We start from the raw sequence: 26,990 nt of genomic DNA on the forward strand, positions 1-26,990 counted from the left end.
TCCCGATTTTAGTTAAACTTCCATAACTCCAATCCCTACGCCGGCATTATCCGGATCAGGTGCATCTAAGGTAGAGGGATGGAGGGTTCAAAGGCAGAGGGTTTACCTTCTTCCTTTTCAGCTTTAGCCTTCTACCTAAGAATGGGTATGATCTCAGCCCGTTTTTGTGTTTATAACAAACAAGGCACCCCCAATGATGGCGCAAATGTATAAAAATATGTTAACGATTATTTAATTATTTATAAAATAACCAGGTAAAATTAATCACTTCCGGTATTTTTTGTCAGTTGAAGTTCAAACTGAAAGCAGCACTTTAAATCTAACATTAGCATGGCATAAATTTTTTAGACCCTTTTTAATTTTATGCTTCAACTAATCTCGTGTGATCAATAAGTACGTTTCTCATTTGGGTATATTGCTGTTGGGTGTATTGTCTTTGCTCCCCCTATCCCTTTTATATGTCCTGGCTGATGGTGTTTATTTGCTGCTTTACCATATTATTGGTTATCGCAGAAAAGTTGTCCGAGAGAACCTGCAGAATGCCTTGCCGGAAAGAACACTTGAAGAAATCATCAATATTGAAAAGAAATATTATCGGTATCTGGCTTCATTGATTTTTGAAGTGGTAAAAATGAGCCGCATCTCGCGGTCAGAAATTGAAAAAAGGTTTGTCTTTAAAAATAAGGAACTTGCTCTATCTTATTTAAAGAGGGGAGAAAGCATCCTCATTTGCTCTGCACACTACGGAAACTGGGAATGGGGTACCTTAGGTCTTGGCCTGAATTTCCCCTGTGCGCATTATCCAATTTACAAGCCCCTGAGCAATCCGGTTTTTGACCGATGGTTTAAAGGAGTAAGAAGCCGCTTTGGGAATAAGCTCATCGCTATGCGCCAGACCATGCGGGCTTTGGCTGCTGGCAAAAATAAACCGAGCATGTTTAGTTTTGGGAACGACCAGGCACCATCCAGAGATGAGTCACATTACTGGACCACCTTTTTACATCAACAGGCCTCCATCCAGCTGGGGATTGAAAAGATTGCGAAAAGAACAAACCGGCCTATCTTTTATTTAAAGGTAAAGGTTTTAAGACGTGGATATTATGAAGTAGACTGTGTTCCCTTATGCTTAAATCCTGCGGAAACAGATGAATTTGAGATTACTGAAATGCACACCCGTTTTTTAGAAAAAATCATCAGAGAAGAACCCGCTTACTGGTTATGGAGCCACCGCCGGTGGAAGTATAAGCCTGCGGCATAAACAGAAATTTTTTCAGGCAGAACAAAGGAACAGGCACTAATCGTTTATATTTGTTTGCCTAATGGATTATCCATGAAAACTTTTAAACGTACCCTCATTTATGTGTTTAGCTTTCTGCTGCTGTTTTTTGCCTGCCTGTTCATCTGGCAACCGTATCTGCTGAAAGTGCTGTGGTATCGTACCCCTGATGCAAGCACCTATAAAGTTTTTCCTCAGGAAGTGATTCATAAAAGCGATTCAGCCTTTCATTTTATTCGGGCAGAGAGAATGAGAAATGACATCGATACCCTTCAGGTTCGCGACGGCAACCATCAATCCATTCCCTTTGGTGAATATTTTAAAAAGGGGAAGTTAAATGCTTTTATCGTCATCAGAAATGACAGCATCCTGTATGAAAAATATAGTGAAGGGTATGCTGATACTACCTTAACTACAGTATTTTCCGGTGCCAAAAGTATGGTTTCGGTTCTTTTGGGGCAGGCATTGAAAGATGGTAAGGTTCAGAATTTATCACAAAAGGTAACGGATTATATTCCAGAATTAAAGGCTAATCCGGCTTTTAAAAATATTACCTTGAAAAACCTGCTGGACATGAAATCGGGACTGGGATTTAAAGATGCTTATGGCGGAATAATTAAAGCTTTTTTCTCGGATGAAGCCAAATACTATTATACGAGTGATATGAAAGCGGAGCTGATGAAAGTGAAACTGGTAAATAAACCAGGCACGGTGTGGAAGTATAAAAGTATCGATCCGATTTTGCTGGGCTGGGTAATTGTTCGTGCAACAGGAAAAACACTGGCAAAATATACTGAAGAGAAACTGTGGAGGAAAATAGGGACGGAGCACGATGCAAGCTGGGGATTGGATCAGGAAAATGGCCTGGTTAATACCGCCAGCAGGTTTCAGGTCTCGGCCATTGACTGGGCAAAGGTGGGCCGTTTATACCTGAACGGCGGAAGATACAAGGAAAATCAGATTGTGCCTCAAGATTGGGTGGAACAATCAATTGATATCGGGAAAGAAGTACCCGCATCTGCAAAAGGCTGGCAAAAATCAGCCCATCATCACTTATGGTGGATTCCGCAAACAGGAGAGAAGGGCGATTTTGCTGCGGAGGGCATGCTGGGACAGCGATTGTATGTAGATGCCAAAACCAGAACCATTATTGTTCAGTTTGCGGAGCATGGTGCCGGTGATTATCCTTACCGGAAAATCAGCAGATACTTGGCCGGTTTGCCATTTCATTATTCGAGAGGGAATTAACCATAGCGCACGGTGTTTCACGAAGAGAAAGAGGTAAAATTTACGCTGTTTTCTCTGTGGTAAAAAAAATTAAAATGCTACATTGTCTCTGAATGGAAAACGAAGACGTAAAAATCCTTAAAAAAAAACCAATTTTTCCGGTTACACCAGCTTTACAAAAGTATTTGCGCAAATACCAGCGTGAAGCCAAATTGCCCATTGGCTATCATGATTTGATGCAGTTTAATGAAGCTTTCCCTTTAATGGATAAGTTCGGAAAGGATTCGCTTTGGGAAGGTCCGATTTATGCGCAAGACCTGATTGAAACATTACACAATGGCTTGAAGGAGATTTATGCCAACCTGAAGGCATCAGGAAACCTGCGTATTGTAGAACATAAATACATTGATAAAATTGAATATTGCACTTTTGGAAATACCCATCCCTTCCGGATCAGAATCGTTAACCGCCTGAATGATGTTTACGATTATTTCTACATTAAAAAGGCCGATGCCTCCCGTATTTATGGTTTGGAAATGGAAGAAATTCTATCTCCAAACCAGGTCAATTACCTGGTTGATGGTGATACGCTGGTAGAAGAACATATCGCCGGCATTCCTGGAGATGTGTTTACAAAGGGTCAGTTATATACCCCGGAATTTAATCCAACACGTATTGCCAAAGAATTTGTAAAGTTTAACGAGCGTTGTTTGATTATGCTGCTGGGCGATATGAGGGCTTATAACTTCGTGGTGCAAATCACACCTGATTTTGATGATATTCAGTTTAGAATCCGTGCAATCGATTTTGATCAGCAGTTTTATGAAGGTAACCTGAAGGTGTATTTACCGCAGTTTTTTAAAGAGAACCTACCTTATGTAAAAATGAGTATGGAACAGCTTACCGAAAAAACCGTATTGCAATATCAGCAGGAAGAACGGTCTTCTATTGTGCATCGGGTCAGGAGCGAACGACATCGCCTGACAGATCTTCGGGATGTATCTAATAAAGAAGAATTAACCACGCCCGAAAATATTGCCGTTTTGAAACAAGGTATGAGTGATTACTTTAAGGATACCAATTATCTGAAGTGTACAAACATGACAGATATAATTGAACTGAATATCAAAAATATCATCAGGCAGGTAAAGCTATAAAACTAAAAACGGCTGGTAAAATTACCAACCGCTTTTTGAGTGAATCTAGAAAGAGCGTCTAAAAACGTTTAGGCATGCTGACCTTCATGTACTCCTTCTGCAAATTCCTCTACAATTTTATCGTTAAAAGCTGGTAAATCTTCAGGAGTTCTGCTGGTTACCAGACCCTGGTCTACCACAACCTCTTCGTCACTCCATAACGCGCCTGCATGAATTAAATCTTTAGAAATGTTTTTCACAGAGGTCAATTTTCTACCCTCTACTACTTCTGCATTAATTAATGTTTGCGGACCATGGCAAATTGCTGCAACTGGCTTCCCATCTGAAAAAAATGATTTCACGAAAGCAATGGCATCTTCATTTACACGTAGCTGGTCAGGATTGATTACTCCTCCAGGCAATAATAATCCATGATAATCTTCAGCATTTGCTTCTGAAATGGTTTTATCTACATCCACTTCTATAGACCAGTGATCCTGATCCCATGCCCTGATTTTTCCACTTTTTGAGGAGATGATGTGAACGGTTGCGCCCTCTTCTTTTAACCTCTTTACTGGCTCGGTTAATTCAACTTCTTCAAATCCGCTTTCTGAAAGTACAGCAATAGTGCGGTTACTTAATTGTCCCATAATCTTTTCTGTTTTAAATAAGTGATGTATTTAAGACAACATTAATGGAATTTTTGTTTTTATAAATTTAAAGTTAGATGCTTCTTTGGTCGTCAGCTACAATGGCCATTACACAAAGTACAAAGGAATTGGATTTAATTTCAGTTATCTGGAAATTATCATTAAAAAACTTAAGAATTAGATATATTTCAGATGTTAATCATTTGTTCGTCTGTGTTTTATAAAATAAAATGCTAAGTTCCCTGCAATGACAATATGATTTAAAACGTTTGGAATTAATCCATAATATTTCGTGAAAATTTCAAATCTTTCTTTCAGGCTTTCCCGATGCTTTTTCTTGCTCATGCCACCAACTAAATATTTGGCCACATAACGGTGAACATTCACAATATTAGAAGCCTTTTTGGTTGCTTTTATAATCCAGTCGATATCAGCGCTGTATTTGTATTTTAAGTCGTAAGGTTCAGTAATGCTTCGTTTAATGTAAATAGCCTGGTGGCTGATGTTCATACCAAACTGAAAACTTTTCCAGTTAAAAGTTTCCGGTGCTTCATGACGCCGGCGGCCTAAACTTTCCCAGTTATCGTTATACATTTCCGTTTCTCCATAGTAGATATCTGCACCGGGTGCAGCGTCAAAAACATCTTCCACCGTTTGCTCATCATAAAGCTCATCGCCGGAATTCATGAATAAAACGTAATCACCGGTAGCTATTGCGAGGCCTTTATTCATGGCATCGTAGATTCCTTTATCTTTTTCTGATATGATTTTAGCAATATTGATTTTATATTTTTCAATAACTGCTAAAGTGCCGTCAGTTGATTTTCCATCAATTACGATATATTCTATGTTTTTATAGGTTTGATTTAAAACAGAATTAATGGTGCGTTCAATATCCCGAACGTTATTAAATACAATGGTGATGATGGTTAATTTAGGCATACTAATCCATTAATTTTTTTAAGGTTTCCACATCAGGTAAAACACCTTTATATGCCGCAGGTAAAACGGTACTTGTTTTATAGGTTGCAACACCCATGGTTTTACTAAAATCTCTGAAAGAAAACTCTGCTACTTTGTTTTTCTTTTCCTTGCACAGAATAACCCCGATTGATGGCTGTTGATGGGGTTGTTTAATGTACTCATCCAAAGCTGATAAATAAAAACTCATTTTGCCTATATATTCAGGCTTAAACAGTTTTTTATTAACCAGTGCAGCTGCCCTATATTGACGCTGAATAATTGCCGATTTCATAGCTTTGACATTATTGATATGGCTTTCAGATAGTTCCATAACTTATGATTACTTCGGCTGTAAATCAATTAATGTTTCATACAAATGAATGTGCTCAGCTGCAATTACCTCTTCTGAAAAATGAGTTAAAATGCTCAATCGCGCAGCTTTCTGAATCTCTTCTTTATTCGGGCGATGATACAACCATTCAATTCCATTGGCTAAATCTTCTGCATGTTCATATTCTGCCAGGTAACCGTTTTGCATGTGCTTCACCATATCCGGGATTCCGCCTGTAGTAAAAGCGATTACAGGTGTGGCGCAAGCCAGGCTTTCCATGACCGTATTGGGTAAATTATCTTCGAGCGAAGGCGTAATAAAAGCATCCGCAGCAGAATAACATTTTGCCAAATGATCGTCATTGCTGATTGTGCCTAAAAAAGTAGTTTTAAAAGGAAATTCCGGCATTTCAGCATGATCTTTATTGCCAAATATCACCAGCTCAAAGTTATCTTTTTCAATTCCGGGGCGCCGGGATAAAATTTCTAAAGCTTCAATTAAATAAGGCGTGCCTTTATGCTTATCATTTTTAGAAGGCATAAAACCACTCATCAGCACAAATTTTTCAGGATCGATTTTTAGAATTTTCTTTGCTTCCGATTTAACATAGGGCTTAAATATCCTGGTTTCAATGGTATTGGGAATTACGGATGCTTTTCTTGTACCAAGTAAACTACTAAACTTAACTGATTTTGCCATCCAATTGCTTGGTGCCACAATATGGAAATTGAGTTTAGTGTAAGCTTTTTGTTTGCGCAACCAGGTTTTATGAGATATATCATCCTTATTGCTGATTTTTAAAACCGGACAATTGCCGCATTGCTGATGGAAGTTTTCGCACCCGTAACGAACATGACAGCCCCCTGTAAAGGCATTGCTGTCATGAAAAGTCCATACAATCGGTTTTTCCAGTTCATCAAGTTCTGTTAAAAACTTAGGTGTTAGAAAACCATGGTTAATCCAGTGTAAATGAATAATATCCGCATTTTTAACTGCCGGATGATTTTTAATTGATCGGCCAAACCACTGCAGACTAAATGGTGTTTTTACAGATTTACTTAACCATTTTGCATAATACCTTTCGGATAAAATATTATAAACAGCTTGAGCCTTTTGTATAGGAGATTTAGAAAAAGTATCAATTTGCGGATTTTGTCCAAATTTATAATACACCAGAACTTGTGAGTCAATTCCATTAGCTTTTAAAGCATCGCTCAAACGCAAACAGGCTCTTCCTGCTCCGCCGTTTCCATCGTAGGTATTTAGGTGTAAAACTTTCAAATCAATCAAAAATACATTTTATTGTTTACGAATATAAAATCTGTTGCGTAATTTCAAATTTCTTAAGCCAACAAACAAAAACCATGATCAAAACCGTATTGAAATCGCTTGCGGCAATGGCATTTTTGCTGCCCTGCCAAACATTTGCGCAAAATCAAACTTATTTCGCTTCATTTCCTGCTTTAACGCCCGATGCGCAAACAATAGTATTCAGTTACGATGGCGACATCTGGAAAGTTCCGGTAAAAGGTGGTGTAGCCGATCGGATTACAGCCATGCAGGGTGAGGAAATTAACCCCAAAATCTCTCCTGATGGCAAGTGGCTGGCTTTTTCGTCCAATCAGTTTGGTAACCATGATGTTTATGTAATGCCTTTGGCTGGCGGCGATATTAAGCAGCTTACTTTTAATGATGCTGCTGATGAAGTAGACAACTGGAGCTGGGATTCCAAAACCATTTACTTTACTTCAGGAAGGTATAATTCTTTTTCGAGTTATAAGGTAAGCATCAATGGTGGAACAGCAAACAGGTTGTTTGAAAATTATTTTAATACTACCCATCATATTGCCGAAGCTCCGGATGGGGCATTATTTTTTAATGATACCTGGGAGAGTTACCGTTTTCCAAACCGGAAGCATTACAAGGGTGCATACAATCCGGATATTCAATCTTACCATCCGAAAACAAAATCTTATCAGCGATATACGGATTATATCGGTAAAGATTTCTGGACCAGCATTGATCAGAAGGGGAACATCTTTTTTGTGTCTGATGAAGGGAATGACGAATATAACCTGTACACCTTCATCAACGGAAAGAAAACAGGATTAACCAGTTTCGCAACCTCCATTAAGCGGCCTTTTGTTTCAGCAAATGGCACTACCGTGGTTTTTGAAAAGGATTACCAGCTGTATACCTATGATGTAGCTTCGAAAAAGGTCGAAAAAGTAAATATCAGTACATCAAGAAATCAGGTGCTGAGTAAGGAACAGGAATATGATGTTAAAGGCAATATTTCCAATTTTGATGTTTCAACAGATGGTAAAAAGATTGCTTTTATTTCGCGTGGTGAAGTGTTTGTAAGCGATGCCGACGGAAAATTTATCCGCAAAATTACCAATAGCGGCGAGCGTGCAATGGAATGTAAATGGCTTGCCGATAACAAAACAATCTTGTTTAGTCAAACCTATAATGGTTATCAAAACTGGTTTAGCATGACCGGAGACGGAAAAGGAACAATCAAGCAGCTCACTAAAGATAAAGCAAATAACCGGGATATATGCCTCAATAAATCGAAAACGATGGCGGTGTATCTGAGCGGCAGGAACGAATTGAAATTAATGGACCTGAAAACTTTTGATAGTAGAACTTTGCTTACAGATGAGTTCTGGGCATTTCAAAATTCGGCTCCAAGTTTTTCACCGAATGATGAATATGTATTGTTCACTGTATACAGAAATTTTGAGCAGGACATTCTGGTGCACCACATTAAAAATAATAAAACCATTAACCTTACCAACACTGGTGTAACAGAAACGGCGCCTGCCTGGTCACCTGACGGGAAGTATATCTATTTTACCAGTGCCCGTACCAAACCAAATTATCCGATGGGCATGTTTGATGCGCATATATACCGCATGGCTTTAAACAATTACGACCAGCCTTACCGATCTGATAAATTTGATGATTTGTTTAACGAAACAAAGCCTGCCGAAGTAAAACCATTGGAAAAAACAATTAAAAATGGAAAAGTTAAATCTGATTCCAGTAAATCTAAGCCAACGCCTAAACCTGATAATGTAATCAGCATTAATACACAAAATATTTTAGACCGGATTGAACTGGTAGGGCCAGGTTTCGGAGGGCAGTTTGGAACGGATGTTTTTGCAAAAGGAGATAAAAACTATATCTTTTATCGTTCCAACCATGAAGGCGGTGCACCAGGTTTTTACCGCACCACTTTAGCGCCATTTGAAGCCAATAAAACAGAAAAAATCACAGATGGTGGGGATAATTCAATTATACAGTCAGGCGATAGTTTTTTTATATTATCGCGTGGCGTCATCAATAAATACAATCTGGAATCCAACAAGCTGGATAAAATAGACCAGGCATACAAATTCACCCGCAATTTAAATGCAGAGTTTAACCAGATGTTTTATGAAACCTGGGTGGGTTTGGATGAAAATTTTTATGATGAAAAATTTCATGGTGTAGACTGGGATAAAATGAGAACCCGGTATGCTACATATTTGCCTTATGTAAATAACCGAAGTGATTTACGGATTCTGCTTAATGATATGTTGGGTGAATTAAATTCATCGCATATGGGATTTAATAGTTCGGGAGCAGAAGAGCGCAAAAACCTGAATTATACCACCAATGAAACAGGAATCATCTTTGATCAGCAAAATCCATTTAAGGTGACGCGTATCGCCGCCAAAAGCAACGCAAACCGCTTTGGTGTGAATATATTACCCGGCGATATTTTAACTGCGGTAAACGGAATTAAAGTTGATGAAAAAATTGATCGTGATTATTATTTCAGTAAACCTTCTTTGGATCAGGAAATGACGCTAACCTTTGATAGAAAAGGCAAGCAGGTTTTTGTCAATCTGCATCCGGAGAGTGCCGGGACTTTAAGGGGAAATCTTTACGATGAATGGATCAGCAATAACCGCAAGAATGTGGATAAATGGGGGAATAACCGGATTGCCTATTCATACATGAAAAATATGAGTGGCGGAGAGTTGGAAAATTTCCTGCTTGATATGGTTGCGCAGGAAGAAAATAAAGAGGCGATTATTCTTGATCTCCGCTACAATACAGGCGGAAATGTGCACGATGAAGTATTAAAATTTCTCGCTCAACGGCCTTACCTGCAATGGAAATACCGTGGTGGAAAACTGGCCCCGCAAAGTAATTTCGGACCTGCAGCCAAACCTATTGTGTTGCTGGTTAATGAGCAGTCATTAAGTGATGCGGAGATGACCGCCGCAGGATTTAAACAATTAAAACTCGGAAAAATTATCGGTACTGAAACCTACCGATGGATTATTTTCACCTCAGCAAAAGGCCTGGTAGATGGTTCTTCTTATCGTTTACCCTCATGGGGCTGTTATACCATGGATGGTAAAAATCTGGAAAGTGAAGGTGTAAAACCTGATATTTTAGTGAGAAATACCTTTGAAGACCGCTTGGCTGATCAGGATCCACAACTGGAACGGGCAGTGGCAGAAATTTTAAAGGATTTGAAATAGATCAATATCGTGCTGCCGGATTGATTTATTGCACCCAATAGCCTCATAACAATTGTGCAATAAATCAATTTGGCCATACTACCTTTCAGTTTTACTATTCTTTTCCGTTTCTTTGGAGCGGAATTGAATTATAATATGGCAAATTTATTAACCGACAGGGCTTTTTGGGTAAATTATTGGGAAAGTAAAAAAGGGCTTGCCGTTCAGCTACCTGAAAATTATTTGTTCCATCGCCAGCTTACAGAGATTGTTGAACAAAATCAGGTCAATTCTGCGATTGAACTGGGTGGTTTCCCAGGCTATTATGCTGTATTTTTAAAGAGATATTTAAACTTGGACGTCACACTTTTAGACTATTTTGTTCATCCCCCGGTAGTGAATGAATTACTGAAAAAAAATGAACTGGACGAAAAAGATATTCAGATCATTGAAACAGATTTGTTTAGCTACCAGCCTGCACAGCAATATGACCTGGTATTAAGTTGTGGTTTAATTGAACATTTTAATGATACGGCTGATATTATTAACCGCCATATCAATTTTGTAAAGCCTGGTGGGATACTATTTATTACTTTACCAAATTTTAATGCTGTTAACGGCTGGTTTCAAAAGAACTTTGATAGGGAAAACTATGATAAACACAATATCAATAGTATGAATCCGCAATTATTAAAATCCATTTGCGAAAAGGCCGGACTAAAAGATATTGAATCAGGTTATTTCGGTCGTTTTAGTGTTTGGTTAGAAAATGAAAATCAGAAACCTGCTGTTGTAAGGCTGTTTAAAAAAGCAGTGTGGTTAACAGGTAAAGTGCTCACCAAAATCATCCCTTTCGAGAGCAAAAGTTTATCGCCTTATATTGTTGTTCAGGCTAAAAAGCCGCTATAAGGCTTTTTTATAGAAGCCCACTTCGCTTAATGTAATACAAACCGGCGACTTTGTGATATTGATTCTTACTTTATTTGAATGAACGGGTTGCTCAAGTTTAATTAATCGCTTTGCGCCAATACTGGTGCCGGTATAGATTTTTTTCCACGTACTTTTTTCCAGGATTTCAATGTCATAACCCGCTATTCTCTGGCCTAGCGGAATATATTCCTGTAAACTGATGATATCAAAAGTTTTAGCCGTTTTAAGGTTAACCTCAATCGTAGCTTCATGTATCTGGTCATTGGTTGCCCAATAAGTATTTTTGTTGCCGTCCAATAGCTTTCCTGCAAAGTAATTTTTGCCCCTGCTGTTTGAAGCTTTGATTTGAGCGCCTTTTGCTAAATTATTGGCAAAGGTATTCCTGACCATATCGCCAAAAGTTTTCAAAGCCATTACATCATCATCATGAAGCTGTCCGCGGGGATCAGGAGCCAGGCCTAAATCCAGTCCTGCTCCCCGGCCAACACTTTTCAGGTATAAATCAAAAAGCATTTCAGGCGTTTTTGGTTTTTCTGCAGGATGGTAAAACCAACCCTTGCGTAAAGGTACATCACATTCGGCAGGCATCCAGAATTTCCCGTTTCTGATCCCTTCAGGGCTTTGGGGGTAATTGGCCTGGCCAGGAACGGCTTCACTTTTTCCATCTGGGGCCATGGGTGTAAAAGTTGCCCAGCTGGTTTCTGCGGCATGGCCTTCTTCATTTCCCACCCAGCGAACATCCAAACCTATATCACTAAAAATATTGGCCATGGGTTGCATTTTCCTGGTGATGCCCCAGGTGTTTTTCCAATCGTAATAAGTGGTGTTGTCAATCGATCGTTTCTCTCTCGCACCTCCATAAAATCCATCTCCGCCATTTGCACCATCATGCCAGCTCATAAAAAGTTCGCCGTAGTTGGAATATAATTCTTTCAGCTGTGACTGATAGAGCGCTAAATATTGATCTGTTCCATAAAGCGCGCTATTTCTATCCCATGGTGAGCAATAAATGCCGAATTTTAAGCCACTTTTACGTACAGCCTGCGCTATTTCCCTAACCAGATCACCTTTACCGTTTCGGAACGGACTTTTGGTAATGTTGTAAGCTGTTGTTTTGGTTGGCCATAATGCAAAACCATCATGATGCTTCGCGACTAAAACAATACCTTTCAATCCGCCTGCCTTTGCTGCTTTGATAATCTGTGCCGCGTTAAAGTCTGTCGGGTTAAAAATTTTGGGATCAGCATCTCCAAATCCCCATTCCTTATTTTCGAAAGTAGTTGGGGTAAAATGCATGATGCCATAAATTTCTACATCGTGCCAGGCCAGTTGCCTTTTTGATGGTAAGGCTCCGTAAGGTTGCGGTGGAGTTTGAGCCAAAGTATGTAAAGAGAGAAGTAAAAGTATAAAAAAAATAGGTCTCATGATTTATCGTTTAACTATTCTAAAATACAAAAAATAGCTTACCGCCGGGGAAAATATTGTGCCAACTTCTCTGTTAAGAAGCGTTTTGCCCTGACTATGATACTTCCTTTACGTGTTGCCAGGAAATTTTTTATCGTTTCATAGGCATCCTGGTTTTCTTTAATTACATCCGGAAACTCAGAAATTGGTTTGGGGTTAATGATCACATTATAAATGTCGTTGATGCCGGAATGTACACCCGTACCGTCATGGCCGATATTATTAACCAATGATTGTGAGGGATTTAAGGTTAAGCCATTTTGCAGAAAAATAGAAGCATACCAGCGGATAGCCCAGCTGTTATTTTTGCCTTTCTTGAATTCCTGCATCTGTTTCCAGAAATTCATGGTATGATCAATAGAGAAAGCAGTCTTTTTTTGATGATCGAACTTGCTCATAAGAGTATCAATATCAGGTTCAAAATTTTTCCATGCGCGTTCCCAGGTGGCCCAGCCCCAACTGGTTGCTGCACGAAAGAAAAAAGACTCTGGAAGATGGTTGGTTTTTAAGGGATACATGTATGCCCCGATATGCATCACTTGTTCTTCCTTCCGATAACGATTTAAGGCCTCATTGAAATAAGTAAGGGTATGCGGAGAAGTGACCAGGTCATCTTCAAAAACAATCACCTGACCATACTCGGCGATCAATTTACTCACACCGGAAATGATGGAGTTAGCGAGGCCAGCGTTTTCTTTTTTTTCAAAAATCTTAACCGATTTAAAACCATCAGTTTTTTTTATCATTGACCGCACTTCTGCTACCTTATCCTCATCCTGGATGGTCTTAGCGCCATCAGAAAAGATAAATAACCGGCTTTCTGCAGCAAGTTCATTTTGTTGCAAAAACTTTAATGTCCGTTCGGTATGCTGTGGACGATTGTAAACAAAAAGGGCAATTGGGGCAAGATTTTGCATGCGTTGATTTTATCGGTACCTATATTAACACTTCAATGATAACCTTTATCCGATTAAATTTTGAATATCATATTGGTTTGATGCAAAAATATATTAATAAATTGATTCATATGTTTCGTTTACATATGTTTTTTGCCCATCAAAGATAGGTATACAATTGAAGTTTATCATCAGGCCCATTGGGGCGGATAATAGTTTCATATAAGTTAACAGCTGTGCTACTTGAAGTGCCTGAAAAATTTCAGGCTATAAAATAGGTTTCTTTATATTTCTCCCAATGTCTTATAGGGTAGAAAATGCCGATGTTCAGGTTGAATTCTAAAATATATGTAAATTCTGATCTGATTTTTTGGTAAGCACGGTATAAGCATTGGCGAACTGTTCCTGCTTTTTTCTGCCCAGTAAGTTCCCTAATGTTTTTTTGATCTTATATTCCAGTTCAATCTTGAGGTTTTTAGCAAATGTTTTTGGTGCTTTTCTATTAATAAATTCATTGAATTTAACTGTTTCAGGAGCTGTCATAGAGACCTTATCTTCCAGAATTTCCAGTCCCTCACTTTGTAGCAAAAACCTAAGCGATGTTGGTGTGTACATATTGATGTGGCCATAATCCAGAAAGTGTTTCATCCTCATATCTACACCAAAGCGATAGTCTTTCGGTACCTCAACCACAATATATTTAGCTACTCTTTTCAATTCGCGCAAAAGTATTCTTTCATGTTCCACATGTTCTAATACGTGAGCCAGGATAATCAGATCGAAAGTATCATCTGCATAGGGGATTTTATAACCGTCAAAAGTTTGCGCTTCTTTAAGATGAACAAGTTTCCTGTCCTGAATGATGTCCACGCCACTTTGCGCGATTTCCAGGGCATAAAGTTCTGGGGCAAAGTTCCAGTCGTTCAGGAAATGCAGAATACTTCCATCACCCGCACCAACTTCAAGTACCTTTTTTGGCTTGATGCTTTTACAAACCTCCACAATATTCTGTGCCTTATACTTCGCACCCAACATGCGCCAGGCAACATCGCTGTTGGTGTAAAAGTTATCGTATGCTGTTTTGACTTCCTCGCTTAACATATGATGGTGATTAAATACCTAAACAGTTATTGGATTTGTAAAAAACTGAAGTGGCTTTTTCGTAAAAAAGTCCCGGCGAAATTCCACTAAAACTAATTTCTTTAAAACCGTTTTCCTGAAGCAATTCTCGTGCGGGCTGGTAAACTTTACGTTCACTGTCATCGAGGATGATTACACCATCCGGAGATAAAGCGTTAAGGCTATATTTGCAGCAATTGACGCGATCACGACCATCCACAATAATGATGTTGAATTTTTTGTCTAGCAACGTCGCTTTTCTGGCATATTCACCATCGCGGTGCAACTCGCAAAAAATCATCTCAGCATTAGCCGGACTGGTGCCTTTAACTTTATCAAACCAACCTTTATCATGTTCTACAGAGGTCACTTCTCCGGCCCTTTCTGCATAAAAAATAGTTGAACTCCCGGAGCCATACTCAAAAATATGCTGGCTTTTCGTTATTCGTCCCTTAATAAAATCGATGAAGGAATAGGTTACCCAGGGTAATGCCCGGCCTTTGCCGTCAACGGCCTGTTTCTGATCAAAAGCCGTAAACCAGCCAATGCTGTTTAGGTAGCCTTTATGTCCGTATGATAGTAATGCTTTCAGCCTGTTCGGCTTCGCCAATAGTACTGCTAATGCTTTTAAAGTGCTCAAGATTTAAATATTTTTTGAAATGCGGTGATCAAAAATAATGATTTTAACATCATTATCCCCTGTTGGCGCGTTTTAGGAATTAATAAAACATAAAAAGTTGAAATAAAACAGGCGATCAGTGTCGCTATTGATGCTCCTACACCTGCAAATTTAGGGATAAGCCATAAATTTAACAGAATGTTTGCCGTTGCTCCGGCTGCGGTACGGTAAAAAGAGATTTTGGTATACCCTTCTGCAATAAGATATTGAGAGCTTGCCATCCCTAAAAATACAAATATACCTGACCAGATATGAATAGAAAGCATTGGTCCGGCACCATCGTATTTACCGCTATAGGCTATGTGAATAATATCCGCACCAAAAAAGCTGATGAATATTGCTATTGGAATATTGATGTAAACTAATAAATCATATAAATTCTCCAGCCGTTTCTGGTAACGTGAAAAATCTGTTTTTCTGGCATTCAGCAGTGCGGGAAATACAGAAGTAACAATTGCACTTGGAATAAAGTACCATGCCTCACTTAGGTTTTGAGCACTGCTATAAATCCCTACTGCTTTACTGCCCACACTTTTTAACATCACCACATCTATTTTCATATAAATGGTAACCATTACGGCTGAAAGTATTAATGGCGAAGATTGAATGAGCAATGATTTTGCCCTTTGTTTATTAAATTGCCAGTTTAATATTTTCAACCCGCGTTTCTGATAAGTCATGATTAATCCTATCGCCAAAATCACGGCATCTAAGATATAAGCAGAAACAATATAAATTAAAGGTAATCCCATCGTTACAATCAGGATTTTAAAAATTGAAGTCAGGATGAGACTTACATTCTGTACCTGAACTACATACTTGGATTGTACCTGTGATTGAAAATAAGAATCAATTACATTAAACGATTTGAAGAAAGAGGCGAAAGCAAGTAAGGCAATCAGCAAGGTTAAGGGTTCGCCCGGATTTTTAGAAAAATGATGACTGATTAAATAAATACCGATGGCAACCGGAATTAATACACCATTGGTGATCATGCGTAATCCAAGAGAGGTACCTAAAATTTCATCTCTTCTGGAAGGTTCCTGAATAATTTCGCGGATAATAAAGGTATCTAGCCCTAATCCCCCTATGGCGGCCAGAATAGCAACTAAAGATAAACCGAAACTTAAATCTCCAAATAAAATTGGACCTAAATACCGGGCGATTAATAGATTTACAATCAAACTTAATGCTTTACCAAACATCAACCAACCCGTATTTTTTAAATACTTGTTAAACGCCTCTTCATCAAAACCTTTTATGCTAGGTAATTTCATTAGCGCAAAGATGTAAAAAAAAGCGTTAACTAGGTGAGTGGTGCACCAACGGCGATATCACATCGGTGACCGGGATCGCCATGTTTGGGATTAAGTTTAACATCGCTCTGGCTGGTTTCCATCATTTTACTTTCAGTTGGCTGAACTTCAGAAGTTTTTATTGCCGCCGGAGGCCGAACAACTTGTGAACTTAAAGGCGCACCAACGGCAATGTCACACCTGTGATTGGGCTGACTATGCGGTGGATTCATGCCTTTAGCTACTTTTATTGGCGCTGACGAGCTTATTGTTGAGGTGGTATTTGTTGTCTTTGCAATTGCCGCTGGTTTTGAATCCAAAGGTGCACCCACTGCAATATCACATCGGTGGCCGGTTTCGCCATGTTTGGGATTTAATTTCTTTCCGGAAGTATTTACAGCTATAGGCGTCGAAATGGTTACAGGTGATGTATTGTTGATAGATTTTTGAGGCTGTGCCACTGCAGTTTGTTGAAGTGGAGCCCCGACAGCCAGTGTGCAGGTATGGCCGGGTTTGCCATGCGGTGGATTATAGATTAAGTTAGTTTTGGCAGACTGTACAGCAGGTGAAGAAACATTCTTTTGAAGGCCTTCCAGGCCATTAGGCGTTTGAACAATGGTGTGATTACTTTCTTTTTGCTTATTACTGCATGAGCAAAAAATAATAATTACTGATAGGTAAACAAAGTTCTTCATTGTGAGCGTTTTATGGTTAATCAAATATGCTAAAATATCTTAACCTTTAAAACTCTTTTCTATTCGTTCCAGTTGTTTGAGATGATGTTTAAGGTGTATTTCTATAAATCTAAACCATTGTTTTGCATTCAGATAACCTAAACGCGGGTGTTTGGTTTTCAGCTGTAAATCTGCAGTGGCTATTTTAGGGTAGTATTTCTCTAAGGCCGTCTCAAATTCCATAATGAAATCCATGGCTTCAGTTTTACTAATTTTCCTTACCCTATCTGCCAGTATTTTGGGTGCTTCATATTTCTTCGCCGGTGGCAGTGAGCCCAGTAGCAGAATTAATTTCACCATAAAATGGGTGGCTTGCTTTTTGCCCTTTCCTGTAATGCTATTGTCCATCGCAATTAAAGAAAGTAAGCTGGCATCGAAAATATGCACATATACTTCACTGTAACTCCAGCCGCTAATAGGTGGTGTAAGCTGAAAAATATCATCAGTATAGGAAGATAATTTAGATATATAGGAGGCAATAATGTGATTTAAAGAAACCCTAACTTTTGCTGTATTCATATTTAATTTACTTTAATAGCCCTAAAATAGATGAACCAGGTCCTTTAAGTGCGTAATTTCTTTCTTTACATCTTCAGGTTTTTCCTTTGCCAAGGGATTAAAAAAGATAGCCTCCATACCAAAATTTAAAGCACCATAAATATCTGCTTCTATACTGTCGCCAATCATGATACTTTCTTCTTTTTTTGCTTTTGCCCTTTCTAATGCATATTCGAAAATGCGGGGGTTTGGTTTATTGACCCCAACATCCTCCGAAATAATAACGTTTTCAAAATAAGGATTAAGGTTAGAAAGCTTCATCTTCGTCAGCGTAGTTTCTTTGAACCCGTTTGAGATAATATGTAGCGTATATTTTTCTTTCAGGTAGGTTAAAACATCTGCTGCACCATCAAATAAATTGGTTTTAGTAGGTGAAATACTTACATAATCCTCTTCAAACTGATGCGGCACTACATCCGGACTGATTCCCAGTTGGATAAAAGTTTTACTAAAACGCTCAGCCCTCAGAAAATCTTTAGTGATTTTCCCCAGATGATAATCCGTCCAGAGTTTGTGGTTGTTTTCGGTATAGGTGAGGATGAAATCAGCACAGGAATGAAGGCCTAAACCTTTTAAATCATAAGTCTCGTACAATTCGTTCAGTGTTTCTTCGGCATTGCGGTCAAAATCCCAAATGGTATGGTCAAGGTCGAAGAAGATGTGTTTTTTGTGATGATGCATAATTATTAATAAAGGTAGGACTTATCATCTGGTTTATAAATAATCTGAAACTTTGCTGGTCAGTTCTTCAATTAAATCTTCATCCATATATTGATAGTCATCCGGGATACTTAAAATGATTATTTCTTTTCCATCCGTTTCTTCGGGAAAACGTTCGCTCATCCTTTGTCGATGCTTTTTTTCCATCACAAAGATCAGATCTGCCCAAATAATCAGTTTTGCATTGATTTTAATTCTGGCTGAAGGCTCAGTTCCGGCAGATTTTATCTGGTGATCAGAATGGTTTTTAAAAATGGTTTCTGCAGTTAAACTTCTCCATTTATTTCTACTGCAAACAAAAAAGATATTCAATAGAATTTATTTAAAGCCGGAAACATTAAAAAATTAAATCTTTTCGCCATAAGCCAGGTCTCCTGCATCGCCCAGCCCCGGCACAATATAAGATTTACTGGTCATTTCTTCATCAATAGCACCGAGCCAGAGTCTGGCCTTCGGGAGGTGCGCACGTACATGCATCACTCCTTCTGCACTGGCAATGGCGGCCACAATATGTAGTTCCGAAATTTTATAGCGGTTGATCAGTTCTTTACAACACATCACCATACTCTGCCCGGTGGCTAACATAGGGTCAGCCATAATCAGTACCCGTCCATCTAAATCAGGAGAGGAAATATAGTCCATCTGGATGACAAAATCACCGCTTTTTTCAACTTTCCTGTAGGCAGATATAAAACAGCATTCTGCCTGGTCGAAGATATTTAACAAGCCCTGTTGCAAAGGTAGTCCAGCCCTTAAAATGGTAGCCAGTACAGGTTGTTGCGCTAAAACGTCGCATTGCGATACGCCTAGTGGGGTGGTCACTTCCCTGCTCACGTAATTCAGCGATTTGCTGATCTCATAAGCAAAAAATTCTCCGACACGCTCCAGGTTTTTCCGGAAACGCATGGAATCTTTCTGGATATTTTCGTCCCTTAGTTCGGCTATAAAGGTGTTGGCTACTGATTTAGTTTTACTGAGGTCAAAAATCATAGAAGGTTGTTTATTTAAGCGTGGGTAATCGCTGTCTAATTTATCAATTTCTCTTTTATAGATACCAACCAGGCGTTTGATTGTTTTTTGGAGTTGATTATTTATGATTTCTGCTGAAATAAAGCAGGAGCCTGATTGCCGGCAAATTCCAATAAATATCTGAAACCCTTGTTCAGTTTCTGATATTTCAGATGATTGGAAAGACTACGTAGCTTCCAGCTGCTTAAAAGTGTTCCTTTAACCAGTTTTACGGATTCGGCAAGGTTTCCGATGATTTCTTTAATCTCATCCGTGTTCAACTGATCAAGGGCCGTATCCGTAATGCAATATGACTTTACGTTTAGGGCGGTTACTTTTTCCAGTTGCAGATCGTACCAGCTAAAGGGTGTGCAGGTACCGGCCCTAAATCCTGGCGTTTCTGCATACCCCATAGAATAATCTGAAATGACGGCACTATTTAAGAGGTTCAGATAACATATCGGAAATTTGAGTACTTCCAGTTGCTGACTACTCAGGTTAATTTGCTCCGGTAGCATTTTTTTGAGCCTGGATACACCTGCCTTAACGTTGCTAACTTTCTGCTGATTATTGCTGCAGGGCCCTAATAAGCCCACTGTGCCGTTGTTCAGGATTTTGGAAAGATCACTTATCCCGATATAATCATCAGGGATATTGGGGAAACTGATAAAGTAAACAGGCGAAATATATTTTGACGCCAAATGCATGTCAATTTCTGGCAATACCTGCTTAATGTTAACATCCAGGCCGGTTAAACGATCAAATCCGGCACTTAGATACGTATTCTCCTTGTTGGAAATGCTATTGATAAAAAATCTGGTTTTGTTAATAAAGCCCCTGGGAATCTTCACTGGAACAGTAAAATTAATAGTGGGCTGTTGTATAAACTGCTTTTCAAAAAATTTAAACTGCGGATACCTGGTCTGGATAATATTTTTTAACATCAGCGACCATTCATCTATCACCGGACGTTCCAGCATTTTCCATTTAAACTGATAACTTTTGTTGGCCCCGAAATCATCTGTGGTTTTCTTTTGATAAAGGTATTCTTCATATCTGCTCAGGATAAAAAAGGAAGCGGCAAATACATCAAAGGGTAAAAGTGAATTTTCTACAGGAAAGGGTACCTGGTATGGACCAAACTGCACTGTCTTCATTTTAAATTCTTCTACTTTATTAGAAAAAAGTAAATGAGAACTACTGAAAAATAATTCGTCAGCAAGTGGTGCCTGGCCATAGCTGATTTTAGCATGGGCACTATCCAGAAAATGCTGACTGTTTCCGGTAAATTCAACCTCGGCCCTGAGGATATCCTTAAATATAAAATTAAAGATATATTTTATCCGGGGCGTCAGCACTGCAGAGAAAACGATTAAATGCATACTTATTTAAACAAATTGAATAATGTGTAATTAAGATTATTAATAGTGTTTCCCACAGTAACAAATCATGTAAACGGGATATTAAAGTTAACGTAATTTAACGTTTATTTAATATTGAATACAAAAAATACCATTAAAAGTTTACCTGAAAAGTCTTATCAGGGTATAATACTCTTGTGCTTTTACGTGTTTTTCCATTGATTATATGGATAATACTCATCTGATCATCAAACTGATCGTATAGGATAGTGTTGTTTACCTCAGCCGTTTTGAAAGATGAGAGATTGTTCACCTCCAGGTAAATATTGGTCGCTTCATGGTCAATTTCAAAACCAATATATTGCAAAGCTGCAGGTTTATTGTTCACCTTGATTTGAAGGTGGCTTAAAAGATATTTCTTCACCACATCATCCATTTTTGTTTTCATGGCAGGAGCGGAAAGATCTGTTTTCTGGTGGTAGAGTTTGGCTAAAACGGATTCAAAATCATCTGTAAAAATGCGGCAGCTAACTTCCAGTGATTTTTCTTTCGGGTTAAAATTCACTTCTGTTGTACTCACATGGAGCGGATGCTTCAACCCTGCCCCCATACTGATGCAAATACAGCATAACATGAACAGGTAGTATTTCAATTTGAGCATGAAAATGATCTTAAATTACAAATGATTAAAGTCAAAGTTACGGTATAATGTGTTTAATCAAATCATCGCTATTGTATTTGATGTGCCAAATCATGTTCGTAACAAATTTGGTATCTAAATTTCTGTATTTAATATGTATTTATGCCGTAAAAAAGATAATTTTATATTTTTAATGATACTGCTCCGATAATTAACCAGTTATTCATGCCGTTACAGGATTTTATCTTTTACTTTAAGTTGGGCTGGGCGCATATTATAAGCCTTGATGCACTGGATCATCAGCTTTTTATTTTAGCCCTGGTAGCCATTTACAGTTATACCAATATTAAGCAGGTTTTAATTCTGGTTACGGCCTTTACCATTGGCCATTCTGCAACCCTGCTGTTAAGTGTATTGGATATGATCCGGTTTGAAAGCAAATGGGTAGAGTTTTTAATTCCCTGTACCATTGTGATTACTGCGCTAAGTAATTTATTCCGGAGGAATTTTAAAATGGAAGCGGTAAGGATCAATTATTTTCTGGCATTGGGTTTCGGTCTTGTGCATGGAATGGGTTTTGCCAATTCCATCAGGATGATGCTGGCTAAAGATCAGCAGATTGGCTGGGGTTTATTTGGCTTTAACGTCGGGTTGGAAGCTGGTCAGGTTTTTATGGTATTAATCATACTGGCCGCTACTTTTATCGTTTTTAATTATACCAAAATAAAGAGAATCAGCTGGGTTCTGTTTATATCAGCAGCCGTGTTTAGCCTGGCTTTAAAAATGGCTTTAGAGAGAATTCCCTTTTAACTAAAAAGAATGATTAATAAACTATTCACATTATCTGGCCTGTTGCTTTTTTCAGGAAGCCTGGCTATTGCTCAAAACATTCAGAACAATCCGGGAAGTAATCACGGAAATAAGTTTGAGCAATTGGGTACTATTTTACCTACACCGAATGAGCAGCGTACGGCAAGTGGTGCGCCTGGTGTAAAATACTGGCAACAACGTGCCGATTACAATATTAAATGTGAGTTGGATGAAAAAAACCTGTTGTTAACGGGCGCAGAGACCATTACTTATACGAATAATTCGCCTGATCCCCTCACCTATATCTGGTTGCAGTTGGATGAAAATGAGCATAGCACCAGTAAAAGTGCCAATTATCAGGATGCCACTAAAATGCCGGCTTACGGAACAACACAAACTTTAGACCGGCTGAGTAATCAGGCCGATAACGGCGATGGCATTAACATCACCAAACTGACTGATGCCCTGGGTAAAAATTTAAAGTATACGGTCAATAAAACCATGATGCGGGTTGATTTGCCAGTGGCTTTAAAAACCGGACAAAAGTTTATTTTCAACATCAACTGGAATTATAAAATAACAGATAGAATGAGTGTTGGCGGTCGAGGTGGTTATGAATATTTTCCGGCAGATGGCAACTATTTGTTCACCATGACGCAATGGTACCCGCGTTTATGTGTATACAGCGATTTCCAGGGCTGGCAAAACCACCAGTTTACCGGCCGGGGTGAGTTTGCATTAACGTTCGGTGATTTTAAAGTGCAAATGACTGTTCCTGCAGATCACTTAGTAGGAGCTACTGGTGAATGTATCAATTACAGCGCGGTGTTATCTCCTGCGCAATTAAGCAGGTACAATGCCGCTAAAACGGCCACCGCTCCGGTAGAAATTCAAACACTTGCTGAAGCCAAAACGGCCGAAACCAAAAAATCTACTGCTAAAAAAACCTGGGTGTTTAATGCAAATAATGTCCGTGATTTTGCCTGGACTGCTTCCCGTAAATTCATCTGGGATGCCATGCCGCAAAAAATTCAGGCCAATAATAATACTGTGATGTGTATGAGTTTCTATGGTAAGGAAGCCTACGGTTTATATAGTAAATTTTCAACGCGGGCCGTAGCGCATACCATAAAAACTTATTCTGATTTTACCATTCCATATCCATATCCCGTTGCACAAAGTATTGAAGCTGCAAACGGAATGGAATATCCAATGATTTGTTTTAATTACGGTCGCACAGATGCTGACGGAACCTATAGCGAAAGCACTAAAAATGGTATGCTTGGGGTAATTATCCATGAGGTTGGGCACAACTTCTTTCCAATGATTGTCAATAGTGATGAGCGCCAGTGGACCTGGATGGACGAAGGACTGAACTCTTTTGTGGAATACTTAACAGAAGAACTCTGGGATAACAAATTTCCAAGTAAAAAAGGTCCGGCATATACGATTGTAGATTACATGAAACTACCTAAGGATGAGCTGGAACCCATTATGACGAATTCAGAGAACATTGCCCGTTTTGGTCCCAATGCTTATTCTAAGCCGGCCACGGGTTTAAATATCCTCCGTGAAACGATTATGGGCAGAGAATTATTTGATTATGCTTTTAAAGAATACGCCAGGAGATGGGCTTTTAAGCATCCTGAACCAGCTGATTTGTTCCGCACGATGGAAGATGCCAGTGGCGAAGACCTGGACTGGTTCTGGAGAGGCTGGTTCTACGGAACTGATCCTTGCGACATCTCACTCGATACGGTAAAATTTGCAAAGGCCGATTTTCCGAATGATGTTCCGGCGGCAAGGTCACGCATGTTGAAGATTGATAAACCTGCTGTAAATGCTTTTGAGGATATTTCCAAAATCAGAAACCGTGAAGAGAAAAAAAATAATTTCTATGTGGATAAAAACCCTGCGGCACAAGATTTTTATTATAAGTATGACAGGGGTTTGGTGAGTATAGATACCACAATTACCAACAAAGTAGAAACCGGAATGCCTTTGGCAACCGTACCGGAAGCCGAGCAGGACCAGTATAAAAACAAGTTTTTATACGAATTGAGTTTTAGTAATAAAGGTGGTTTGGTGATGCCGGTGATTGTAGAGTTTACGTACAAAGACGGTACGAAAGAAATCGATCGGATTCCTGCACAAATCTGGAGGCATAACGAATTGAAAACATCTAAATTTTATGTGAAAGATAAGGAGGTTGAGTCCATCCTCTTAGATCCGTTGCGTGAAACGGCAGATATTGATACCACCAATAATGCCTGGGGTGGAAAAGCAAAAGAAAGCAAATTTAAAACCTTTAAAGCCAAAGCTGGTGGTGCGGTAAGGGGCCAGTCTGTGGGCTTAAACCCAATGAAAGTGGCTGCGGGTAAGTAATATTAACAGTTATTGCTTCATAAAAAATCCTCGCTGAATGATTTCAGCGGGGATTTTTTGTGTACTGTTTATTTGTGTAGAGAAAGGTCTTTCCAGGATTGCACCTGATATTTACTTCTTCTCTGGTTTACATCATTTGGTCACTTCATCAATGCTCATCATTTCATAAAAGAAACATTCCTGACTTTTACCTGTTTAACTGTTAAGCCCTAAAATCGTACATTTGATTTACACATGAAATTTAAGATCACATCCGAATATCAGCCTACAGGAGATCAGCCTGGCGCTATTAAACAGCTGGTTGATGGTGTAAATGCCAACGAACATTATCAAACTTTATTAGGCGTTACCGGTTCCGGAAAAACCTTTACTGTAGCTAATGTCATTGAGCAGACACAGAAGCCAACACTCATTTTAAGTCATAATAAAACCCTGGCTGCACAGCTTTACGGAGAATTTAAAAATTTCTTTCCGGAAAACTCTGTCAATTATTTTGTTTCCTACTATGATTATTACCAGCCTGAAGCTTTTATCGCCTCAAGCAATACTTATATTGAAAAAGATTTAAGTATTAACGAAGAGATTGAAAAACTACGTTTACGTACTACCTCCTCTTTAATGAGTGGTAGGAGAGATATCATCGTTGTTTCTTCCATTTCCTGTATTTATGGTATGGGTAACCCGGAAGATTTTTCCAGAATGGTGTTCCGTTTTGGTGTAGGCTTAAGGATTTCGCGTAATGCATTTTTACATAGCCTGGTCGAAATTTTATATTCCAGAACCACTACTGAGTTTAAAAGGGGTACGTTCAGGGTGAAAGGTGATACGGTTGATATTTATCCGGCCTATCTGGATCATGCTTATCGCATTTCCTTTTTTGGCGATGACATTGAGGAGCTTTCTGCCATTGACCCGGTTTCGGGCAAAACGATTGAAAAACTGGAAGATATGGCCATTTATCCGGCAAATCTTTTCGTCACTCCAAAGGATCGTTTCAATCAGTCGATATGGGGCATACAAGAAGAACTGGAAATAAGAAAGAATCAGTTAATTGCTGATCGGCATTTACTGGAAGCAAAGCGTTTAGAGGAACGGACCAACTTCGACATTGAAATGATGAAGGAACTTGGCTATTGTTCAGGGATTGAGAATTACTCCCGTTTCTTCGATGGAAGAACGCCGGGAATGCGTCCGTTCTGCCTGCTTGATTATTTTCCTGATGATTATTTAATGGTAATTGATGAAAGTCATGTAACGGTACCGCAAATCAGGGCCATGTATGGTGGTGACCGGTCGAGAAAGTTATCATTAGTAGAATACGGCTTTCGTTTACCGGCTGCACTAGATAATCGGCCACTTAACTTTAATGAATTTGAAGCCTTAGCCCCGCAGACGATTTACGTCAGTGCCACGCCGGCAGAATATGAACTAGAAAAATCAGAAGGTGTGGTGGTAGAACAGGTGATCCGGCCAACAGGTTTACTGGATCCGGTGATTGAAATCAGGCCGGCCATCAACCAGGTGGATGACCTGCTGGATGAAATCGACATTACCATTAAGGATGGCGGACGTATTTTAGTCACTACTTTAACCAAGCGCATGGCTGAAGAACTCACAAAATACCTGGATCGGCTCAATATTAAAACGAGATATATCCACTCTGAAATTAAAACTCTAGAGCGTGTGGAAATTCTGCGTGGATTGCGTTTAGGAGAATTTGATGTATTGGTGGGAATTAACCTGCTTCGTGAAGGACTGGATTTACCGGAGGTTACTTTAGTTGCGATTTTGGATGCTGATAAGGAAGGTTTTCTTCGTTCAGAAAAATCTTTAATTCAAACCATTGGCCGTGCTGCCCGTAATGATCGGGGCAGGGTAATTATGTATGCCGACGGAATAACCGAGAGTATGGAAAAAACGATTTCTGAAACCAATCGTCGCCGGGATATTCAGATTGCCTATAACCTGGAGCATGGCATTACGCCAAAAACCGTAGGAAAATCTCGTGAAGCGATTCTGGAACAAACATCTGTTTTAGATTTCTCGCAAAAGGCCAGTGATAACAAAGCCAGGGCTTATGTGGAAAATGCTGAAATCAGCATTGCTGCCGATCCGATTGTACAATATATGGGTAAAAGCGAATTGCAAAAAGCCATTGATACCACTAAAAAGGACATGCAGAAAGCAGCAAAAGATATGGACTTTTTACAGGCAGCAAAACTCCGTGATGAAATGTTTGCGCTGGAAAAAATGTTTGCTGAAAAATTTGGGAAATAAAATATCTGTAT

25 protein-coding genes are annotated in these 26,990 nt (G+C 39.1%); 8 read left to right on the forward strand and 17 right to left on the reverse strand.

Translation table 11 applies throughout. The features are described 5' to 3' along the window. Positions 1 to 382: 382 nt before the first annotated feature. The 3 genes from OQX64_RS16100 (at position 383) to OQX64_RS16110 (ending at position 3,660) form a co-directional block, all read left to right on the forward strand. The gene (locus tag OQX64_RS16100) at positions 383 to 1,258 is read left to right on the forward strand and encodes a lysophospholipid acyltransferase family protein (protein WP_265819531.1); all 876 of its coding nucleotides are present in this window, start codon (positions 383 to 385) and stop codon (positions 1,256 to 1,258) included. A 72-nt stretch (positions 1,259 to 1,330) separates the two neighbouring features. Beyond that, a complete protein-coding gene (locus OQX64_RS16105; protein ID WP_265819532.1) occupies positions 1,331 to 2,524 on the forward strand; it encodes a serine hydrolase domain-containing protein in 1,194 nt (397 codons plus the stop codon). Between the two features lie 92 nt (positions 2,525 to 2,616). Then, on the forward strand, positions 2,617 to 3,660 hold the full coding sequence (locus tag OQX64_RS16110) for a hypothetical protein (RefSeq protein ID WP_265819533.1): 1,044 nt from the start codon (positions 2,617 to 2,619) through the stop codon (positions 3,658 to 3,660). Positions 3,661 to 3,728: 68 nt separating this feature from the next. On the opposite strand, the gene OQX64_RS16115 is transcribed toward OQX64_RS16110, so the two are convergent. The 4 genes from OQX64_RS16115 to OQX64_RS16130 all read right to left on the reverse strand — a co-directional run bounded on the left by OQX64_RS16115 (position 3,729) and on the right by OQX64_RS16130 (position 6,864). Next, complete coding sequence (locus OQX64_RS16115) at positions 3,729 to 4,289, reverse strand: type 1 glutamine amidotransferase domain-containing protein (RefSeq protein ID WP_088301085.1); 561 nt, start codon at positions 4,287 to 4,289, stop codon at positions 3,729 to 3,731. A gap of 195 nt (positions 4,290 to 4,484) precedes the next feature. Next, complete coding sequence (locus OQX64_RS16120) at positions 4,485 to 5,231, reverse strand: glycosyltransferase family 2 protein (protein WP_265819534.1); 747 nt, start codon at positions 5,229 to 5,231, stop codon at positions 4,485 to 4,487. A gap of 1 nt (position 5,232) precedes the next feature. Next, positions 5,233 to 5,544, reverse strand: coding sequence for a PDDEXK nuclease domain-containing protein (locus OQX64_RS16125; RefSeq protein ID WP_265819535.1), 312 nt, complete (start codon positions 5,542 to 5,544; stop codon positions 5,233 to 5,235). A gap of 48 nt (positions 5,545 to 5,592) precedes the next feature. Beyond that, positions 5,593 to 6,864 (reverse strand): glycosyltransferase family 4 protein, encoded by a 1,272-nt coding sequence (locus tag OQX64_RS16130; RefSeq protein WP_265819536.1) that lies wholly within the window; start codon positions 6,862 to 6,864, stop codon positions 5,593 to 5,595. An 83-nt stretch (positions 6,865 to 6,947) separates the two neighbouring features. Between OQX64_RS16130 and OQX64_RS16135 the strand changes: the two genes are divergently transcribed. Both OQX64_RS16135 and OQX64_RS16140 read left to right on the forward strand, forming a co-directional pair. Continuing rightward, positions 6,948 to 10,124: a S41 family peptidase gene (locus OQX64_RS16135; protein ID WP_265819537.1), complete on the forward strand. Its 3,177-nt coding sequence runs from the start codon at positions 6,948 to 6,950 to the stop codon at positions 10,122 to 10,124. A 135-nt stretch (positions 10,125 to 10,259) separates the two neighbouring features. Then, positions 10,260 to 11,012: a class I SAM-dependent methyltransferase gene (locus OQX64_RS16140; protein WP_265819538.1), complete on the forward strand. Its 753-nt coding sequence runs from the start codon at positions 10,260 to 10,262 to the stop codon at positions 11,010 to 11,012. Here the strand turns inward: OQX64_RS16140 and OQX64_RS16145 are convergent. From OQX64_RS16145 to OQX64_RS16205, 13 genes are all read right to left on the reverse strand, one after another. Continuing rightward, positions 11,007 to 12,458 (reverse strand): alpha-L-fucosidase, encoded by a 1,452-nt coding sequence (locus OQX64_RS16145; RefSeq protein ID WP_265819539.1) that lies wholly within the window; start codon positions 12,456 to 12,458, stop codon positions 11,007 to 11,009. The two genes, OQX64_RS16140 and OQX64_RS16145, sit on opposite strands and share 6 nt — an antisense overlap. Positions 12,459 to 12,496: 38 nt before the next feature. Continuing rightward, a complete protein-coding gene (locus tag OQX64_RS16150) occupies positions 12,497 to 13,414 on the reverse strand; it encodes a sugar transferase (protein ID WP_265819540.1) in 918 nt (305 codons plus the stop codon). A gap of 93 nt (positions 13,415 to 13,507) precedes the next feature. Further along, positions 13,508 to 13,654: a GxxExxY protein gene (locus OQX64_RS22465; RefSeq protein ID WP_265819633.1), complete on the reverse strand. Its 147-nt coding sequence runs from the start codon at positions 13,652 to 13,654 to the stop codon at positions 13,508 to 13,510. A 78-nt stretch (positions 13,655 to 13,732) separates the two neighbouring features. Further along, complete coding sequence (locus OQX64_RS16160; protein WP_265819541.1) at positions 13,733 to 14,494, reverse strand: class I SAM-dependent methyltransferase; 762 nt, start codon at positions 14,492 to 14,494, stop codon at positions 13,733 to 13,735. Between the two features lie 10 nt (positions 14,495 to 14,504). Then, a complete protein-coding gene (locus tag OQX64_RS16165) occupies positions 14,505 to 15,152 on the reverse strand; it encodes an FkbM family methyltransferase (protein ID WP_265819542.1) in 648 nt (215 codons plus the stop codon). Beyond that, a complete protein-coding gene (locus OQX64_RS16170; RefSeq protein ID WP_265819543.1) occupies positions 15,149 to 16,468 on the reverse strand; it encodes a flippase in 1,320 nt (439 codons plus the stop codon). Before OQX64_RS16170 ends, OQX64_RS16165 begins: the two co-directional genes overlap by 4 nt. 29 nt (positions 16,469 to 16,497) lie before the next feature. Further along, positions 16,498 to 17,181: a hypothetical protein gene (locus OQX64_RS16175; protein ID WP_265819544.1), complete on the reverse strand. Its 684-nt coding sequence runs from the start codon at positions 17,179 to 17,181 to the stop codon at positions 16,498 to 16,500. A 39-nt stretch (positions 17,182 to 17,220) separates the two neighbouring features. Beyond that, positions 17,221 to 17,739, reverse strand: coding sequence for a DinB family protein (locus OQX64_RS16180; protein WP_265819545.1), 519 nt, complete (start codon positions 17,737 to 17,739; stop codon positions 17,221 to 17,223). A gap of 21 nt (positions 17,740 to 17,760) precedes the next feature. Further along, a complete protein-coding gene (locus OQX64_RS16185; RefSeq protein ID WP_088301071.1) occupies positions 17,761 to 18,459 on the reverse strand; it encodes a YjjG family noncanonical pyrimidine nucleotidase in 699 nt (232 codons plus the stop codon). A gap of 33 nt (positions 18,460 to 18,492) precedes the next feature. Then, positions 18,493 to 18,810 carry a low molecular weight protein tyrosine phosphatase family protein gene (locus OQX64_RS16190; protein ID WP_265819546.1) on the reverse strand — a complete coding sequence of 106 codons (318 nt, stop codon included), beginning with the start codon at positions 18,808 to 18,810 and terminating at the stop codon, positions 18,493 to 18,495. 33 nt (positions 18,811 to 18,843) lie between these two features. Next, complete coding sequence (upp, locus tag OQX64_RS16195; protein ID WP_265819547.1) at positions 18,844 to 19,488, reverse strand: uracil phosphoribosyltransferase; 645 nt, start codon at positions 19,486 to 19,488, stop codon at positions 18,844 to 18,846. Positions 19,489 to 19,589: 101 nt separating this feature from the next. Beyond that, positions 19,590 to 20,888 carry a DUF7033 domain-containing protein gene (locus OQX64_RS16200; protein WP_265819548.1) on the reverse strand — a complete coding sequence of 433 codons (1,299 nt, stop codon included), beginning with the start codon at positions 20,886 to 20,888 and terminating at the stop codon, positions 19,590 to 19,592. Between the two features lie 133 nt (positions 20,889 to 21,021). Then, a complete protein-coding gene (locus tag OQX64_RS16205; RefSeq protein ID WP_265819549.1) occupies positions 21,022 to 21,528 on the reverse strand; it encodes a DUF6702 family protein in 507 nt (168 codons plus the stop codon). Positions 21,529 to 21,732: 204 nt separating this feature from the next. Between OQX64_RS16205 and OQX64_RS16210 the strand changes: the two genes are divergently transcribed. From OQX64_RS16210 to uvrB, 3 genes are all read left to right on the forward strand, one after another. Further along, positions 21,733 to 22,317, forward strand: coding sequence for a HupE/UreJ family protein (locus tag OQX64_RS16210; RefSeq protein ID WP_088301066.1), 585 nt, complete (start codon positions 21,733 to 21,735; stop codon positions 22,315 to 22,317). A 9-nt stretch (positions 22,318 to 22,326) separates the two neighbouring features. Continuing rightward, positions 22,327 to 24,702 (forward strand): M1 family metallopeptidase, encoded by a 2,376-nt coding sequence (locus OQX64_RS16215; RefSeq protein ID WP_265819550.1) that lies wholly within the window; start codon positions 22,327 to 22,329, stop codon positions 24,700 to 24,702. A 234-nt stretch (positions 24,703 to 24,936) separates the two neighbouring features. Then, on the forward strand, positions 24,937 to 26,979 hold the full coding sequence (gene uvrB, locus OQX64_RS16220; RefSeq protein WP_088301064.1) for an excinuclease ABC subunit UvrB: 2,043 nt from the start codon (positions 24,937 to 24,939) through the stop codon (positions 26,977 to 26,979). The last annotated feature ends 11 nt before the right edge of the window (positions 26,980 to 26,990 follow it).

Source organism: Pedobacter sp. GR22-10 (genome assembly GCF_026239715.1).
Classification (GTDB): Bacteria; Bacteroidota; Bacteroidia; order Sphingobacteriales; family Sphingobacteriaceae; genus Pedobacter.